Raw genomic sequence first — 15,719 nt, 5'->3', positions numbered from 1 at the left:
AGAAGGACGGCCCTTCGACAAGCTCAGGGCGAACGTTGTCTCGTATCAGTAGATCTTCCCCACCAGCGGCAACCCGCGCTCGGGCTCGGCGAATTCCTTGATGATGCGCCCGACCCGCGCGAGCGTCTGTTCGCCGATGGGCTGCATCTGGTCGACCGTCTGGCGCGCGCGGAAATAGCAGGCGAAGGTGATCGGGGCCTGACCCTTGGGCCCTTCGGCAAAGCCGATGTCGATGTAGTTGTATTCGGTCCCGCCGATCAGCCCGCTGGTGCCGGTCTTGTCGCCCGCGACCCAGCCTTCCGGCAGCCCCGCGCGCACCCGCCTGAGGCCGGTTTCGGTCTCGATCATCCAGCCCTTGAGCTCGGCGCGCTGCGGTTCGGGCAGCACGTCGCCATAGACGATCTTCGCCACCGTGCGCGCCATTGCGGCGGGCGTGGTGGTGTCGCGGAATTCGGGCGTGGGGACGAGGTTCATCTCGGGCTCGTAGCGGTCGAGGCGGCTGACCTCGTCGCCGAGACTGCGCCAGAAGGCGGTGAGCGCCGCCGGACCGCCAAGCTCGCGCAGGAGGATGTTGGCGGCCGGATTGTCCGAGGTGATCTGCGTCGCCCGCGCCAGTTCGCGCAGGGTCGCGCCCGTCGCCATCCGCTCGCGGGTGAAGGGCGCGTGGTGGATCATGTCCGCCTCGCTCCACGTCACCCGCCGGTCGGCATTTATCGCGCCTGCCGCGTGGCGCTGGAGCAGCAGCGCAGCGAGGCTCAACTTAAACGAGGAGGCGTGGCCGAAGCGCTTGTCCTGGTTGATCCCGACCGAGCGCCCGCTCGCGGTGTCATGGATCTCGACCCCGAGCGTGCCGTCGCCGGCCGCCTCGATGATGCGCAGCTCCGCCGCCAGCCGGCCGAGCGGGCTCTGGTCGGGCGGGATGCAGGCGCTTGCGCCCAGCGCCAGGGATCCACCGATGAAGAACCGTCTGTCGATGCTCATGAGTGCTTGTCCGCCTTGCGTTTGCCGAACCGCATGTCGGCCTCCAGCTTCGCGCGCAATTGCGCATAGAAGGCCTCGAGAAAAGCCCTTTCGTCGCCCGCGCCCGGGTCCCAGCCGATCTTGCGGCAGATCGTGGCGTGGACCGCCTGAAGCGCCTCGGGCGGCGAATCCCGCAGCATCCTCTCGAGCGTCTGGAGCTCCTTCTCGCCATAGACCGACAGCTCGGCCTCGCCGAAATCGTAGCGCACCCCGGTCACCGTGCTCGCGCCCTCGGCCGCGGCCGCGCCCTGCGCCGAAAGCGCGGCGGCAAGGCGCGCGCTGGGGCGCTCGACCACCCATGTTCCCGCGACGATGTCGCCTGCGCGCAGGGCGTCGCGGTTGAAGAAGGGGAACAGCAGGAACAGCGCGAACCAGGCCGTCACCGCCCAGCCGAGGAGGCCGATGTCCTCGCCGTTCTGGGCCATCACGGCGAGAACCAGCAGGGTGATGAGCGGGTAGAAGATCTCGATATCGCGCAGCAGGTTGCGCGCGATCACCGCCTCGGGCGTGAGCCGTGCCCCGCCGCGCGCGGCGACGCGGATGCCGGTGATGCGCTTGCCCAGCGTCGCCCCGCGCGGGCCGAGCTCCTGCACGAGGAAATAGCCGTACCACACCACGAACACGAACAGCGCGAAGACGATGCCGAGGAACTCGAGCGCCGGTGGCGGCATCCCCGCGGGATCGAAGCCGGTGCCGCCTAGCATCCCGTCGGCGATGCGGCGGACCACCAGCTGGAAGGCGACGAGACCGGCGACGATAATCGTCACGTCGATCGCCAGCGCGCCCGCACGGGCCGAGCGCGGGGCGATGGTGATCGGCAGCGCCAGCCCTTCGGGCGTCACCAGCGTGCGCACACGCTTGTTGGCGGCGGGCGTCTTGGCAGCGCGCCTGCTCATGCCGGCCCCTGCGGCAGCGCGGCATCCTCGGCCGGCGGGGCGGGGCGGTAGAGGATGAAATAGGCGAGCCAGAAGGTCAGCATCGTGCCCCCGATCAGAAAGCGCCCGCCCGTGCCCTCGACCAGCTGGCGCGGGAAGGCCTCGAGCAGCGCGGCGACGATCATCATGATCACGACCCCCACCATCACCACCGCCGCGCGGCGCCCGGCGGCGGCGGCGGCATCGAGCACCGGGAGCTTGCCCGGAAAGGCCATCGCCCGCCCGATATGCAGCCCCGCCGCGCCCGACAGCAGGATGCCGAACAGCTCGGTCGTGCCGTGGACCGAAAGCCAGGCGGCAAGCTCCACCACCAGCCCCTGCGTGTCGAACAGCCACAGCAGTGCGCCGAGCAGGGCAAGGTTGTGGACCAGCAGCATCAGCGAGGGGATGCCGAAGGCGAAGCCCAGGGCGAAGGCGAGGATGCACACCGCCGAATTGTTGCTGAACAGCTGCGCGGCGAAGCCCGCAAGCCCCGCCGCGCTTTTCTCGTTGGCGAGGGTTTCGAGCAATTGCTCGCGGGTGGCGCCGGGCACGCGGGTCTCGCCCATGCCGGCGGGGAAGAGGCGGTAATACCACGCCTCGTCCCGCGCCACGAGCAGCCAGCCGACGATCGCGCCGGCGACCATCACGAACAGCGCGATGCAGATGTCGAGCCACAGGGCCCGCACCGCGCGGCTCCATCCGCCGAGGAGGAACCCGCGCAGCCAGCGCGCGAAGCCCTGCCGCGGCCCGTAGACCTGGAACCACGCGCGCTGCACCAGCGCCTCGAGATAGGCGAGGGTCGCGGCGTCGAGCGAGGTTTCGCGCGCCACCGACAGCGAGGAGGCGGCGGTGCGGTAGAGCGCGGGGAGCGCGATCAGGTCCTCGTCGGCGATGCGCTTCAGGCCGCCCTTCTCCATCCGCGCGAGGATCGCCTCGAGCCTGCGCCAGTCGCCCTCGCGCTCCAGCCGGAAGCGGTCGGAGCGCAGCGCCGCGCTCTCGATATCGGGCGGGGCGGCAACCTGCCCGCGCCCGAACCATGCGGAGATGACGGGGGCCTTCATCCTATCGCCTCGCTGGCGCGGATCGCCAGATAGCGGTCGATCAGGCGCGGGCCGATGCTTGCCCACGGCGCCTCGAGCACGTCGATCCCGCGCTGGCGCAGCCGCTGGAGCACCAGCTTCCTCTGCTGCGCGAGGCTCTCGGCGGTGACCGCGCGGGCGAGGGTGGCGATGTCGCCCGGCGGGGCGGCGATCAGCTCCTCGACCTCGCTGTCGGTCATGGTGACGAACAGCACGAGATGCTTGTTCACCAGCCGCCCGAGGCTCTCGACCATCAGTTCGGCCGCCGTGGGATCGGTGAAGTCGGAGAACACCACCACCAGCGAGCGGCGCTGGAGCCGCGCGGTGAGGGTCGCGAGGGCTAAGGTGAAGTTGGGCTCGACCGGCTCGTAGTCGAGCCCCGCCGCCGCGCTCTGGAGCCGGTGGAAGGCGCGGGCATCGGCGATGAAGGGGGTCATCAGCTGCGGGCGCCTCGCAAAGCCGAACAGCGCGACCTTGTCCCCGCCCTTCAGGGCGACATAGCCGCAGGTCAGCGCGGCGGAGACGGCGCGGTCGATGCGCGGCAGGCCGTCGACCGGCTCGCACATCGCCTGTCCGCAATCGAAGGCGAAGACGATCTGGTTGTTGCGCTCGCTCTCGTTCTCGCGGGCGAAGAGCTTCGTGTGGCGTGCGCTCGCCTTCCAGTCGATGCGGCGGCGGTCCATCCCGGGCTCGTATTCGGAGAGCGCCTCGAACTGCGTGCCCTCGCCCCGGATGCGCCGGTTGATGAGGCCGAGCTGGGCGTTCCTGAGGAAGGTCTGCAAGTCGGGTGCGCGCACGGGCGAGAGATCGGGCCAGATGCGCACCGGCCTGCCCAGCGCGTAATCGACCTGCCGCCCGCCGAGGCCGAGCGGCCCGGTCCAGCGGATCCATGCGCGTTCGATCATGGCGGTGCCGCGCCGCTCCGGCGTGAGCGTGGTCTCGCCCCGCCAGCCCGCACCATGCGGATCGGGCGCGAGAGCGAAGCTCGCCAGGCCCTCGGCGGCAAGGCGCGGATCGCAGGCGAGCGCGGCCTCGGCGCGGGAGGGCTGGCGGCCCCCGAAGCGCGCGGTGACGGCCAGCTGGCTCGGCTGGCCGACCTCGATATCCTCGGCGGTGCGGATCTCCCAGCCCTCGAGCTTGCCGGTCATCAGCGCGTCGGCCGCGATCAGCACCAGCAGCGCGCCCCCCAGCAAGGGCGCGGCGATCCATGCGCCGGGCGCGGTCGCGGCGATCACCACCGCGACGGGCGCGAGCCCCGCCGCGATCCACGCCGCGCGCTCGGTCGGCGCGACGATCAGCAGCGGCCGCAGCGGCAGCAGCAGGACCCCGAGAACAAGGCGCAGGATGCGCAGCACGCTAGCGCGGCGCCTCGGTCGCCTCGACCAGCTCGGCGACCAGCGCCTCCATGTCGCGGCCCTCGATCTCGGCGGCGGGCGAGAGCGTCAGGCGGTGGCGCAGCACCGGCACGGCAAGCGCCTTGACGTCGTCGGGGATGACATAGGCGCGCCCCTCCAATGCCGCGCGGGCGCGTGCGGCACCGGCCAGCAGCACGGCGGCACGGGGGGAGGCGCCGACGGTCAGCTCGGCATGATCGCGGGTCGCGCGCACCAGCCGCACGACATAGCGGGTGATCTCCTCGGCGACGGTGACCTGCGACAGCGCCGCGCTGGCGGCGGTGATCCCGGCGGCATTGGTGACCGCCGCGACCCCCAGATCGGCGGGGCGCTGCGGCCCGGACCGCTGGCCGTAGGTGGCAACGATCCGCGCCTCCTCGTCCTCGGCGGGGTAGGGCACCAGCAGCTTGAACAGGAAGCGGTCGAGCTGCGCCTCGGGCAGGGGATAGACGCCCTGGTTCTCGATCGGGTTCTGGGTCGCCACCACCATGAAGCGGTCGGGCAGGTGGTGGGTCTCCCCGTCGAGCGTGACGCGGCGTTCCTGCATCGCCTCCAGCAGCGCGGCCTGGGTCTTGGGCGGGGTGCGGTTGATCTCGTCGGCGAGCAGCAGGTCGCAGAAGATAGGCCCCCGGGTGAGGGTGAACTGGCTGGTCTGGAAGTTGAACAGGTTCGACCCCAGGATGTCGCCCGGCAGCAGGTCGGGGGTGAACTGGATGCGCCCGAAATCGAGCCCGAGCGCGGTCGCGAAGCTCTGGGCGAGGAAGGTCTTGGCGGTGCCGGGAGGGCCCTCCAGCAGAACGTGCCCTTCCGAGAGGAGCGCCACCAGCAGCATGTCGACCATGCCCTCCTGCCCGACGATCGCCTTGGCGATCTCGGCGCGGATGGCGTCGGCGAGGCTGCGGACGTCGTCGAGTGTCATGGTCATGCGCTGGCTTGTCCCTGTTGGAGCTTGGTGGCGAGGTCGTCGAGGTCTTGCGCCGCGGCTAGGATGTCGGCGGGCTTTTCCGCCGCCTCCAGCCGCGCGGCGCGGCGGGTGAAGGGTTCTTCGGTCGGCAGGCGGCGGGCGAGCGCGGCGTCGATTGCCTCGGGATCGGGCCGCGAAAGGCCGAGCCGCTCGGCCAGCCGCCGCGCGGCCAGCGCCGCATAGGGCCGCCGCAGCAGCGCAAAGCGCCGTGCGCGCACGATCAGCCCTGCGCCGTTGAGGATCAGCTGGCGCTTGCCGAAGGCGATGTCGGGCGCTGCCGCAGCGGGCGGGCCGAACCGCTGGAAGGCGCGCCAGCCGACGATCAGCAGCGCCACCATCAGGCTCAGCGTCGCGGCGAGGAAGGGCGGGCGGAAGGCCAGCGTCAGCAGGTTCTCCGAAGCGCCGAAGCCGTTGAGCGTCAGATCGAAGGTCACCTCGTAGATGTCGCCCTCGTCCGCCAGCCGGTCGACCAGCGCGATCGCCGCCGCGGCGCGGGCGGGGTCGGCGAGGCCATAATTGTTGGCAAGGTCGGGGTCGGCGAGGAAGATGACCGGGTAGGCGGGATTCTCCTCGTCGATGCCCTCGCCGGGGTTGACCGAAAAGGCCAGCACCCGCCCGCCGTCGTCGCGGATCAGCACCTCGTGCGGGGCGGCGGGGGCGGCGAACAGGGTCGGAGCGGCGGGCAATGCGCCGGAAAGGCCCATGCCGCTCCAGCGCCCCGGCGCCGGCGGCTCGGCGGGCTCCTTGGGCGGCCAGACCGGCTTGGGGAAGACCTCGTGATCGAAGCGGTAGGACTTGGACAGCTCCTCCGCCCAGGGCGCCGCGACGGCGCGGCCGAGCAGCACCCAGCCGCGCCTGAACTTCTCGCGCGCGCTCGGGGGGAGTTGCGGGGGCGGAGGCATGGCGCGCCACTTGGGCATGATCACCAGCGTCGGCCCGATGAAGGTGCGATCCTGCAGAATCTCGTCGATCGCCTCCGGGTCGGCGAAGGCCGGGGGTGTGATCACCAGCAGCCCCGTCGTCTGGAGCCCCCCGGGGCTGCGGGAGCGTTCGACATCGTAGTCCTGCGCCTCGACCAGCCGGACGAGACCGGCATAGCCGTTGAGGCCCACGCTGGACGCATGGGCCTGCCCGTTGCCCGGGTCGCCGCCGAAATCCTCGCCCGCCGCGATCAGCGCGAGCATGGCGAGGAACAGGGCGAGGCCGCCCGCCACCAGCGCGAAGGCGCCCGCCCGCGTGAAGGCCGGCCCGCCGCCGCTCATGCCGCGCGGCCCTGCGGGTCGATGCGGGCGAGGGCGAATTCGGCATAGGCGGCCCGCGCCGCCTCCCAGTCCGCGCGTTCGAGCGCCCGCAGCGCGAACAGCGAGGCCTCGACCCGCGCGGCGATCACCCCGAAGGCGGCACGCGCGGCATCGGGCAGCGCGGGCAGGGCGGCGAGTTCGCGCGCGGTGCTGGAGGGCTCGACCCAGTCGGGCCGGGCGGCGGCGATATGCCCGACGCTGCGCTGAAGCAGCAGCCGCGTCGCCGCGTCGAAGCGGCCCTCGGCGGCGAGCTTGTCGGCATCCTCGAGCAGGGCGAGGCTGGCGGCGACCTCGGGCCGCCATTCCTCCGCCGCCGCGCCGCCGGTGCCTGCGGGCCGGCGCAGGCGCAGCAGATCGGGCGCGATCAGGCGCACCAGCAGCACCAGCGCGAACAGGCAGACGATCCCCGCCACCACCCATTGCAGCCACCACCACGAATCGCCCAGCGCCGCGCCGACCGGCCCGAGCCAGTCGCCCAGCGTCTCGAGCAGGTCGGACAGCAGCCGTTCGAACCAGCCGGGCTTGCGGGGGGGGATGTCGGGAATGGTGACCGGCGCGAACTGGACATTGCCGTCGGCGCGCAGGGCCTCCCATCCGGCGGGAGGCGCTCCGACCGGCTCCGGCGGTGATCCTGTAGGCGTGTTTGCGGCCGCTGCGGTCATCCCGGGCATGGTGGTGGCATGCCCTCTGCCGCTGTGCAACGGGAAAGGTGCCGCCCCCGCCCTATCCCCGCGCGCGGCCCTGCGCGTAGCTGCCGAGAATGCGCAATTCCTTGGAATGGAACGCACATTCCTCCAGCGCCCGGTCGACTGCCGCATCCCCCGGCGCGCCGATGATATCGGCGTAGAAGGTCGTCGCGGCAAAGCTGGTGCCCTGCTGGTAGCTCTCCAGCTTGGTCATGTTGACCCCGTTCGTGGCGAACCCGCCGAGCGCCTTGTAGAGCGCGGCCGGAATGTTCTTCACCTCGAAGATGAAGGTGGTCATCACCGCCTCCCCCGCGAGCGCCGCGGGGGCGAGCGCCTCTTTCGCCAGGATGACGAAGCGCGTCATGTTGTCGGCGCTGTCCTCGACATTGTGCTCGATGATGGTGAGCCCGTAGAGCTCGGCGGCGAGCGCGGGGGCGATGGCGGCGACGGTGGGATCGCCGCGCTCGGCGACGTAGGCGGCAGCTCCCGCGGTGTCGGCGTGGCTCAGCGGCACGATCCCGCGCGCGCGCAGGTAACGGCGCGACTGGCCCAATGCCTGCGGGTGGCTGTAGGCGGCCTCGAACGTGCGCCCCGGCTCGTTGGGGCCGAGCGCCATCAGCGCGTGGTGAATCGGCATGAAATACTCGCCGACGATCGACAGGCCGCTTTCGGGCAGCAGGAAGTGGATGTCCGCGACCCGCCCGTGCTGCGAATTCTCGATCGGGATGATGGCGTGGCCCGCCCGCCCGTCCTTCACCGCCTCGAGCGCATCTTCGAAGCTGAAGCAGGGCAGCGGCAGCATGTCGGGGCGGGCCTCGGTCGCGGCGCGGTGCGAATTGGCACCGGGCGAGCCCTGGAAGGCGATCGCGCGCGCAGGCTCGGCCGCGGCGGCGGCGCGCATCCGGTCGACGATTTCGAGAGCAGGGCCGGGGAAGGATCGCATAGCCCCGCGCGCCTAGAGCCTCGTTGCATTCCGCGCAAGAATTCGTGCCACGATCGGTCTTGCGCGCATCGCGGGGCGACACTATGAGCCGCGCGGGATGACACAGGACAACTCTTCGCAGGATAGCGCCGCAGGCCAGAACGGTGGCGGCGATCTGTTCAACACTGCCGCCGGCTGGGTGCTGTTCGCGGCCGGTCTCGGGCTGGGTCTTTCGATCCTCTCGGGCAAGTATTTCCACGGCGACGATCCGCAGCGGCCCGAAAAGCTCGGCTACGTGATCGAGGGCGCGGTGGAAGAGAGCGCGGGCCCGGCCGAGATGTCGATGGCCGAGGCGCTCAACACCATGCCCGCCGCGGAACTGATCGCGGCCGGCGAGAAGGCCTATTCCAAGTGCCAGAGCTGCCACACCATCGACGCGGGCGGCGCCAACGGCATCGGCCCGAATCTGGCGGGCGTGATGGGCGGTCCGGTCGCGGCCAAGGGCGGCTTTGCCTACAGCGCCGAACTCAAGGCGCTGGGTGGCACCTGGGACTGGGACAAGATGAACGACTGGCTCAAGAACCCCAAGGGTTACGTGCCGGGCACCAAGATGAGCTTCGCCGGCTTGTCCAAGATCGAGGACCGTGCCGCAATTGCCGCCTACCTCAACTCGAAGGGTGCGAACCTGCCGATCCCGTCCTTCGTCGCCGACGCGGCGGGTGAGGGCACGGCGGTCGATCCGGCCGCTGCTGCGGCCCCGGTCGACGGCGAGGAAGCGAGTGCGGTGGAATCCGCCGGCGGTGCCAGCGCCGACCAGCCGGTCCCCTCGAACCCCGGCACCGGCCGCTGAGGCCTTGCCGGGCTGGCACGCGGCGCGCGGGTTGCGTGCCGCCTAGCCCTTGAACCCCTGAGCGATCACGTACCACTCCGACGAGCCCTTGCGGCTCGCCGGGGGTTTGGCGTGCTTGACGGTCGCGAAGTGCTTCTTGAGCAGCGCCAGCAGGTCGGCATCGGTGCCGCCCGCCAGCACCTTGGCGACGAAGGCGCCGCCGGGCGCGAGGTTCTCCGCCGCGAACCACGCCGCCGCCTCGACCAGCCCCATCGTGCGCAGGTGATCGGTCTGCTTGTGGCCGACGGTGTTCGCCGCCATGTCGGAAATCACCAGATCGGGCGGGCCGCCGAGCGCATCGGCCAGCATCGCGGGGGCCTTGTCGTCCATGAAGTCCATCTGGAAGATCGTCACGCCCTCCAGTGGCTCCACGGGCAGGAGGTCGATCCCCACCACCTCGGCCTTGGGCTTCTTCGCGCGCACCACCTGCGCCCAGCCGCCCGGCGCAATCCCCAGATCGACCACGCGGGTGGCGCCCTTGAGCAGGCCGAACTTCTCGTCGAGCTCGATCAGCTTGTAGGCCGCGCGGCTGCGATAGCCGTCGGCCTTGGCCTGCTTCACGTAAGGGTCGTTGAGCTGGCGCTCGAGCCAGCGCACCTGCGATGCGGTGCGGCCCCTGGCGGTCTTGACCCGCTTGCCGGTGTCCTTGGCGCCGCGCGTCATCGGGCAGGCCGCCCGGAGCCGTTTGCGCCGCGCTGGCTCTTGAGCGCCTTGAGCGAGCGTTCCGACTGGCGTTCGGCGGCCATGATGCTCCTCAGGATCCCCTCGCGGATGCCGCGGTCGGCCACGCCCAGACGGCGCGCGGGCCACAGGTCGAGAATCGCCTCAAGTATCGCGCAGCCCGCCACCACCAGATCGGCGCGGTCCTGCCCGATGCAGGGCAGGGTCGCGCGCTCGTAGGGGGTCATCACGGAAAGCCGCGCGCTGATCTCGCGCATCTCGCCTGCCGGCACGATCAGCCCGTCCACCGCCTTCCGGTCGTAGCTCGGCAGTTCGAGATAGAGGCTGGCGAGCGTCGTGACCGTGCCGCTGGTCCCTAGCAGGCGGATGTCGGGATGGCGCGCCGCGGCGGCGACCCGTTCGGCGAAGGGGGCAAAGCTATCGGCGACCATCGTGCGCATCCGGGCGAAGCGGGCGATCCGCGCCGCCTCGCTGTCCTCGGCGCGGCCGACCGTGTCGGTCAGCGAGACCACGCCCCAAGGGACGCTCTGCCAGTCGATAATGCGCGGGACGCGGTTGGTTTCATCCGCCTCGACCAGCACGAGCTCGGTCGAGCCGCCGCCGATGTCGAAGATCACCGCCGGCCCCTCGCCTGCCTCGAGCAGGATGTGGCAGCCGAGCACGGCGAGGCGCGCCTCCTCCTCGGCGCTGATGATGTCGAGCGCGATGCCGGTCTCGCGGCGGACGCGTTCGATGAATTCCGGGCCGTTCTCGGCGCGGCGGCAGGCCTCGGTCGCGACGCTGCGCGCGAGGCGCACGTTGCGGCGCTGGAGCTTGTCGGCGCAGATCGCGAGGGCGGCAAGCGTGCGGTCCATCGCCGCGTCCGACAGGCGCCCGCTGGTGGCGAGGCCCTCGCCCAGCTTCACCACCCGGCTGAAGGCGTCGATCACGGTGAAGTCGCGGCCCGAGGGGCGGGCGATCAGCAACCGGCAGTTGTTTGTCCCGAGGTCGAGCGCGGCGTAGGCCTCGCCGTGGGCCGCGCCCCGGATGGCGCCGATGTCGGCGAGATCGGGATCGGCGCGGCCTGTGCCTGCACCCGTCGCGCCGCCGTTGCCGGGGCGCACGGGGCGGCGGGCTTCGCCGTTTGTGCCCCTCGTCCGGCCATCGCGGCCAGAGGGGCGGGGATCGGGCTGAGGGGGGCGCTTGTAGCGGAAATCGGCTACCTTGCCGGACTTGCCGCCCCGGTGTTTCCCAGCACTTCTATTCCTGTCCGGCGGGAGTGTTTCCGCCATGATCGCACTGCTTCCATATCCACCATGCGCGATGCCTTCGGGCCGCATGGCACTTGGCACCAAGCTACCCCATGCACGGCGCGAGAGCAAGCAGGGGGCACGCAACCCGCTTGACCTCGGCCCCGCACGAAACTAGGGAGCGCGCTCGCAGACAGCGCCGGACATGATCCGGCGCCCGGCAATGCCCCGTCCTCTAATGGTAAGAGAGCGGACTCTGACTCCGTCAATCAAGGTTCGAATCCTTGCGGGGCATCCAGCCACAACCGAGTTCCAGCGGATTTCTAAGATGTTAAGGCGCTTGGGTGTCTGACTTTTCCGCTTGGTTAGACACTTCCGTGCCGTAGGCACGAGCCATCGCGGCATCGGCTCGGGCAGCGTTACCGGAATCGCCAGCATATCGGCGGTACTCTCTCACCGTCTTGTGGCCCGTGATCGACATGCCTTCTTCGTCGCTGCAGCCCGCTTCCCGAAGACGGCGCGCGGCAGATTTACGCAGTCCATCCGCCGAACAATGTGGAAGCCCTGCCTTGATGCAGGATCTCTTGATGAGATTGTAGAAGCCCTTTGCCGTGAAGGGCTTGCCAGCTTTGTCTTCGAGAAGGAGCTTCGGCCCGAGCGACCAGATGCACCACGAATGCCGCACTACGCACCACCAAGTTGATCACATTCGAGCCTCGGTCTGGCGGATCGTGCGTGCCTTGATCTGCCGGACAGCGTTTCGAGTAAGTTACCCCATTTTTGCGAAAACCCGCTCCAGATCGTCCTGCGGCGCGGAGATTACCCGGCCTTCGCGCAGCAGAACGATGTCGTCGCAGAAGGCGAGCGTCTTCTTGTGGTGCGAGATGACGATGGTCGTGCCTCGGCCTGTGCGAGTCTTCATGGTCTCGATGATCGCTGCTTCCGAGATCCCGTCGAGCGCGTTGGTCGCCTCGTCGAGGATCAGGATATCTGGATCGCGCAGCAGCGCCCGCGCGAGCGCGAGCCGCTGCCGCTGGCCTTCGGAGATGAAGGCACCACGATAGCCCAGCCACGTCCGGTAGCCCTGCGGCAGGGCGGTGATGAAGCCATGGGCTTCTGCCATGACGGCGGCGCGCTCGATCTCGGCGGCACTCGCACCGGGCTTGCCGTAGGCGATGTTGTCGGCGACGGTTCCCTCCGCCAGCTCGAGGTCCTGGCTCGCCAGGGCGATGTGGCTGCGCCATGCGGCGGGTTCGATCGTCCCGAGGTCGGTGCCGTCGACCAGGATCCTGCCACCCGTGGGCGCCAGCAGGCGGCAGAGCAGGTTGACCACCGTGCTCTTGCCTGAGCCGGAGCGCCCGACGAGAGCGGTGGCGCGCCCAGCGCGTATCGTGAAGTCGGCCGAGTGGAGAACCTGGCGGCGGTCTGTCCCGGGATAGGCGAAGTCGACAGCTTCGAAGGCGATCTCCTTCGCCAGTCCGGCAAATGGCTTTTCTCCAGAAGGCGCGTGCGCCGAGTCGCAGCCCGCGCTCACCGCGCGCACCTCTTCAAGCGAACCGCTCCAGCCGTGGAGCAGCGACCAGTTGGTCTGGATCTCGCGCAGTTGCGGTTGCATCCGGTATAGCAGGATCACGAAGGAAGCGATCAGCGGGAAGCTCGTCCCTGCCGCCCATGCGGCAATGATGATGCCGAAGAACAGGACCACGTGCAGCAGTTCGGTCAGCGCCGGCAGGGCCGCCGAACGCCGATCGAGCGCGAAGGCGGCGGCGCGCAGTTCCTCGGAATGCTGCGCGAAGCGCTCGGCCTCGGTCCGCTCCTGCTGGAACAGTCGCACCACACGCCCCGAATGGACGAGGTGCAGCATCGCCGAGGCCATTTCGCGGTTGGTCTCGGCCAGAACCCGTCCGAAGGGCTTGAGGCGGACCGAGAGCAGGTAGTGCAGCGCCTGCACGAGCAGGAAGCCTGCCGCCGCGAGCAGAGCCAGCTGCCAGGACAGCGCTACCAGGATCAGGCCGAAGATCGCCGCGGCGCTGGCGGCGATGGCGAGCTTCAGGAACACCTGCACGGCGTCGGCCATGCGCCAGGATTCGTTCGACAAAACGTTCAGGATCCGGCCAGGCCGCTCGGCGAGGAGGTAGCCGAAATCGGCCGAGAGGATGCGCTCGGCCAGCGTGGTGCGGGTGCGGTGCCCGCCCGATCCGTAGAGATGGCTGACCAGCAGCGCGTTGGCGTAAGCCACCACGTTCTTGAGCGCGACGAGGAGGATGATCAGCCCGCCAAGCATGACGAGGCGCGTCCCGGGTGGCAGGCCGACGCCGAGCCCGGCGAACAGTCGGCCGATCAGGCCGCTCGCCGCGTCGCCTTCGACGATGATCGACAGCACCGGGACGATCAGTCCGATCCCCACGCCCTCCAGCGCGGCGGCAAGAATGCCGAGCGCGATCACCATCGGCAGCAGACGGCGCTTGTCGCCGAGCGCCTCCAGCGCGGTGCGCAGCACCGTCCCGGCAGGAGGGGTCGGTGTTTCCGGAGCGCCGCTCACGTTCCCGTTCCCCGGCGTTGCAGGGCCCAGTAGCGGCGCATCCCGGCGAGCATGGTGGCGAGTACAGGGAAGTGTGACAGTCCCAGCGCGGGGTCGAACCGGCGCCCGGTCATGGCCTCGCGCACACAGGCTCGCACCAGCCAGCCGAACTGGCGGCGCATCCACGGCGAGGAGTGCAGGTGCTTGACGAGCAGCGCGCCGTTGCCGAAATTGTAGTCGGCGTGGACGGCCTTGATTGCGGCGCGGGTGGCGCGGCCGTGGTGGTGGCTGACCGCGAAGTGCGGTGCGTAGATCACCGGCACGCCCGCCTCGTAGGCGCGCACCACGTAGTCGGTGTCCTCGGCGGAGCGGAACAGGCCCCCTGCGCCGAAGCGCGTGTCGAACAGTCCGATCTGCGCGAAGGCGGTGCGGTCAAAAGCCAAGTTGCAGCCGAGCAGGAACCCGCCGGGTACGAGCCCGTCATGAAACCGCTCGGCCTGCTCGCCCGGACGCACGGTGTATTCGAAGTCGCGCGGGTCCCCGAGTGTCACCCGCCCGCCCATGACCGCCGGGCCGTCCGCTTCCTCGAAGGCCCGGATCAGCCCTGCGAAATAGCCGGGTGCAAGCCGGCAATCGTCGTCGGTGAAGGCGAGGATGTCCGCCCGCGCCGTCTGCAGGCCCGCGTTGCGGGCGCGGGCGAGGCCTTGGACAGGCTCATGCACCAGCCGTGCGCGCACATTTGCCTGCGCCTCCATCGCCCCGAGCACCGGCGCCGCGCTGGCGCCTGCGGAATTGTCCACAAGGATCAGTTCGACCTCGATCTGCGGCGCCGCAGCGGCGGCCGCGCGGATCGAGGCAAGGCAGTGCGCCAGCGCTGCGGGCCGCTCGCGGGTGCATACGATCATCGAGACGTCGGGAACGGGACTGCCTTGCGCCATCAGGACGATCGCCCCTGCACGCGGAAAGGCCGCGAGGTCGCATGGCGCTGCACCGCGTCGACCACGGCAAGGCCCCGCCACAGCATGTGTGCCTCGCCGAGCCAGGTGCCGCTTGCCGCGATGATCCGCTCGCGCCGCCGGACGAGCGCGCTGCGGCCGGTGCCCTCAAGCATCCGCTGCACGAGCCGCGCATCGCCCTCGTCGCGAACGAGCGTGTAGAAGAAGTAGAAGAGGTGGACGACCCCCTGCCTCCAGCTCTCCCGCTCGGCCTCGGGGCGCGTGGGAATGACCGCCTCGATCGCCGCCAGCAGCCGCGTCAGCCGGTCGATCGTGGTCGGGGAGGGCGCGCTCACCACCGCCTCCATCGCCTCCGGGTCGGCGAGTTCGCAGTCGGCAAGGTTCTCGGCGACGATCCGCACATGGGTGTGGCGCATTTCGCGCTTACGCCGCGCGCTGACGCTTGCTTCGTGCACGCGATAGCCGACGAGGCTGCGCCGCTCGGCGATGACCGGGTGGGCGAAGGCGATCCGCCGGAACAGGTCAAAATCCTCGGCATGGGGGTAGCGCGGGTCGTAGCGCAGCATGTCGGGCGGAAGCACCGCGCGGTCGAACATCACCGTCGAATGGATGAAGATGGTGTAGAACCGCGCGAGCACCGCAAGATCGCCCTGGGTGTAGATCGGATCGAGGCCCCCCGGGTTCATGCGTCCGCCGAACAGCGTATCGAACCCAGTCCCGCACATCGCCGCGCCCGGGCGGGCGGCAAAGGCAGCGAGTTGGGCGGCGAGGCGCTCGGGATAGGCAACGTCGTCGGCATCCATGCGCGCGATGAAGCGCCCGCGCGCAAGGCCCAGCCCTTCGTTGAGGGTGGCTATGAGGCCGCGGTTCTCGCGACTGACGATCCGGATACGGTCATCCACGCGTTGCGCCGCTCGCAGAATCGCCAGCGAGTCATCGGTCGATCCGTCGTCGATCGCGATGATCTCGAAGTCGCGGTGCGTCTGCGACAGCAGGCTCGCGAGCGCCGTACCGAGGAACGGCTCGCCGTCGAACACCGGCAGGAGGATGCTGACGAGAGGTTTGATGGCGAGCGCTCCAATTTCGCCGCGCGGGCGCACGGCTGATGTTGTGGCAAGCGTTCCACCCCCCCTGCCGATGCGAGCCGATGCCCTATGCCA

At 70.1% G+C, this 15,719-nt stretch carries 15 protein-coding genes and 1 tRNA gene; 2 read left to right on the top strand and 14 right to left on the bottom strand.

Annotated elements, in window-relative coordinates; all coding sequences use genetic code 11:
- Positions 1 to 45: 45 nt before the first annotated feature.
- The 8 genes from bla to ACMX37_RS13750 form a co-directional block, all read right to left on the bottom strand.
- Positions 46 to 981: a class A beta-lactamase gene (bla, locus tag ACMX37_RS13785; RefSeq protein ID WP_483146475.1), complete on the bottom strand. Its 936-nt coding sequence runs from the start codon at positions 979 to 981 to the stop codon at positions 46 to 48.
- Positions 978 to 1,916, bottom strand: coding sequence for an RDD family protein (locus ACMX37_RS13780; RefSeq protein WP_483146474.1), 939 nt, complete (start codon positions 1,914 to 1,916; stop codon positions 978 to 980). Before ACMX37_RS13780 ends, bla begins: the two co-directional genes overlap by 4 nt.
- Positions 1,913 to 2,998, bottom strand: a complete 1,086-nt coding sequence (locus ACMX37_RS13775; protein WP_483146473.1) for a stage II sporulation protein M — start codon at positions 2,996 to 2,998, stop codon at positions 1,913 to 1,915. Before ACMX37_RS13775 ends, ACMX37_RS13780 begins: the two co-directional genes overlap by 4 nt.
- Positions 2,995 to 4,362 carry a DUF58 domain-containing protein gene (locus ACMX37_RS13770; protein WP_483148413.1) on the bottom strand — a complete coding sequence of 456 codons (1,368 nt, stop codon included), beginning with the start codon at positions 4,360 to 4,362 and terminating at the stop codon, positions 2,995 to 2,997. Before ACMX37_RS13770 ends, ACMX37_RS13775 begins: the two co-directional genes overlap by 4 nt.
- A 10-nt stretch (positions 4,363 to 4,372) precedes the next feature.
- A complete protein-coding gene (locus ACMX37_RS13765; protein ID WP_172835916.1) occupies positions 4,373 to 5,335 on the bottom strand; it encodes an AAA family ATPase in 963 nt (320 codons plus the stop codon).
- Positions 5,332 to 6,636 (bottom strand): DUF4350 domain-containing protein, encoded by a 1,305-nt coding sequence (locus ACMX37_RS13760; protein ID WP_483146472.1) that lies wholly within the window; start codon positions 6,634 to 6,636, stop codon positions 5,332 to 5,334. The genes ACMX37_RS13765 and ACMX37_RS13760 overlap by 4 nt, the downstream gene beginning before the upstream one ends.
- Positions 6,633 to 7,337 (bottom strand): hypothetical protein, encoded by a 705-nt coding sequence (locus tag ACMX37_RS13755; protein WP_483146471.1) that lies wholly within the window; start codon positions 7,335 to 7,337, stop codon positions 6,633 to 6,635. Before ACMX37_RS13755 ends, ACMX37_RS13760 begins: the two co-directional genes overlap by 4 nt.
- A gap of 61 nt (positions 7,338 to 7,398) precedes the next feature.
- Positions 7,399 to 8,304 carry a prephenate dehydratase gene (locus tag ACMX37_RS13750; protein WP_483146470.1) on the bottom strand — a complete coding sequence of 302 codons (906 nt, stop codon included), beginning with the start codon at positions 8,302 to 8,304 and terminating at the stop codon, positions 7,399 to 7,401.
- Positions 8,305 to 8,401: 97 nt separating this feature from the next.
- Between ACMX37_RS13750 and ACMX37_RS13745 the strand changes: the two genes are divergently transcribed.
- Complete coding sequence (locus tag ACMX37_RS13745; RefSeq protein WP_483146469.1) at positions 8,402 to 9,133, top strand: c-type cytochrome; 732 nt, start codon at positions 8,402 to 8,404, stop codon at positions 9,131 to 9,133.
- A 42-nt stretch (positions 9,134 to 9,175) separates the two neighbouring features.
- Here the strand turns inward: ACMX37_RS13745 and ACMX37_RS13740 are convergent, their stop codons facing one another.
- A complete protein-coding gene (locus ACMX37_RS13740) occupies positions 9,176 to 9,835 on the bottom strand; it encodes an RlmE family RNA methyltransferase (RefSeq protein ID WP_483146468.1) in 660 nt (219 codons plus the stop codon).
- Complete coding sequence (locus ACMX37_RS13735) at positions 9,832 to 11,124, bottom strand: Ppx/GppA phosphatase family protein (RefSeq protein WP_483146467.1); 1,293 nt, start codon at positions 11,122 to 11,124, stop codon at positions 9,832 to 9,834. Before ACMX37_RS13735 ends, ACMX37_RS13740 begins: the two co-directional genes overlap by 4 nt.
- A gap of 182 nt (positions 11,125 to 11,306) precedes the next feature.
- On the opposite strand from ACMX37_RS13735, the gene ACMX37_RS13730 reads away from it, so the two are divergent.
- Positions 11,307 to 11,380 (top strand) — tRNA-Gln (locus ACMX37_RS13730).
- Between the two features lie 33 nt (positions 11,381 to 11,413).
- On the opposite strand, the gene ACMX37_RS13725 is transcribed toward ACMX37_RS13730, so the two are convergent.
- The 4 genes from ACMX37_RS13725 to ACMX37_RS13710 all read right to left on the bottom strand — a co-directional run bounded on the left by ACMX37_RS13725 (position 11,414) and on the right by ACMX37_RS13710 (position 15,659).
- On the bottom strand, positions 11,414 to 11,767 hold the full coding sequence (locus ACMX37_RS13725) for a tyrosine-type recombinase/integrase (protein ID WP_483146466.1): 354 nt from the start codon (positions 11,765 to 11,767) through the stop codon (positions 11,414 to 11,416).
- A gap of 84 nt (positions 11,768 to 11,851) precedes the next feature.
- Positions 11,852 to 13,624, bottom strand: coding sequence for an ABC transporter ATP-binding protein (locus ACMX37_RS13720; RefSeq protein ID WP_483146465.1), 1,773 nt, complete (start codon positions 13,622 to 13,624; stop codon positions 11,852 to 11,854).
- Complete coding sequence (locus tag ACMX37_RS13715) at positions 13,621 to 14,541, bottom strand: glycosyltransferase family 2 protein (protein ID WP_483146464.1); 921 nt, start codon at positions 14,539 to 14,541, stop codon at positions 13,621 to 13,623. The genes ACMX37_RS13720 and ACMX37_RS13715 overlap by 4 nt, the downstream gene beginning before the upstream one ends.
- On the bottom strand, positions 14,541 to 15,659 hold the full coding sequence (locus ACMX37_RS13710; protein ID WP_483146463.1) for a glycosyltransferase family 2 protein: 1,119 nt from the start codon (positions 15,657 to 15,659) through the stop codon (positions 14,541 to 14,543). The genes ACMX37_RS13715 and ACMX37_RS13710 overlap by 1 nt, the downstream gene beginning before the upstream one ends.
- Positions 15,660 to 15,719: the final 60 nt, after the last annotated feature.

The sequence above is a fragment of the Porphyrobacter sp. THAI-01a genome (assembly GCF_056868655.1).
This window is presented reverse-complemented; position numbering and strand designations above follow the sequence as displayed.

Coding starts and splice junctions, on each gene's coding strand:
- ACMX37_RS13750 (WP_483146470.1), bottom strand. CDS start 8,304: ATGCGATCCTTCCCCGGCCCTGCTCTCGAAATCGTCGACCGGATGCGC.
- ACMX37_RS13740 (WP_483146468.1), bottom strand. CDS start 9,835: ATGACGCGCGGCGCCAAGGACACCGGCAAGCGGGTCAAGACCGCCAGG.
- ACMX37_RS13755 (WP_483146471.1), bottom strand. CDS start 7,337: ATGACCGCAGCGGCCGCAAACACGCCTACAGGATCACCGCCGGAGCCG.
- ACMX37_RS13735 (WP_483146467.1), bottom strand. CDS start 11,124: ATGGCGGAAACACTCCCGCCGGACAGGAATAGAAGTGCTGGGAAACAC.
- ACMX37_RS13715 (WP_483146464.1), bottom strand. CDS start 14,541: ATGGCGCAAGGCAGTCCCGTTCCCGACGTCTCGATGATCGTATGCACC.
- ACMX37_RS13745 (WP_483146469.1), top strand. CDS start 8,402: ATGACACAGGACAACTCTTCGCAGGATAGCGCCGCAGGCCAGAACGGT.
- bla (WP_483146475.1), bottom strand. CDS start 981: ATGAGCATCGACAGACGGTTCTTCATCGGTGGATCCCTGGCGCTGGGC.
- ACMX37_RS13780 (WP_483146474.1), bottom strand. CDS start 1,916: ATGAGCAGGCGCGCTGCCAAGACGCCCGCCGCCAACAAGCGTGTGCGC.
- ACMX37_RS13760 (WP_483146472.1), bottom strand. CDS start 6,636: ATGAGCGGCGGCGGGCCGGCCTTCACGCGGGCGGGCGCCTTCGCGCTG.
- ACMX37_RS13775 (WP_483146473.1), bottom strand. CDS start 2,998: ATGAAGGCCCCCGTCATCTCCGCATGGTTCGGGCGCGGGCAGGTTGCC.
- ACMX37_RS13765 (WP_172835916.1), bottom strand. CDS start 5,335: ATGACCATGACACTCGACGACGTCCGCAGCCTCGCCGACGCCATCCGC.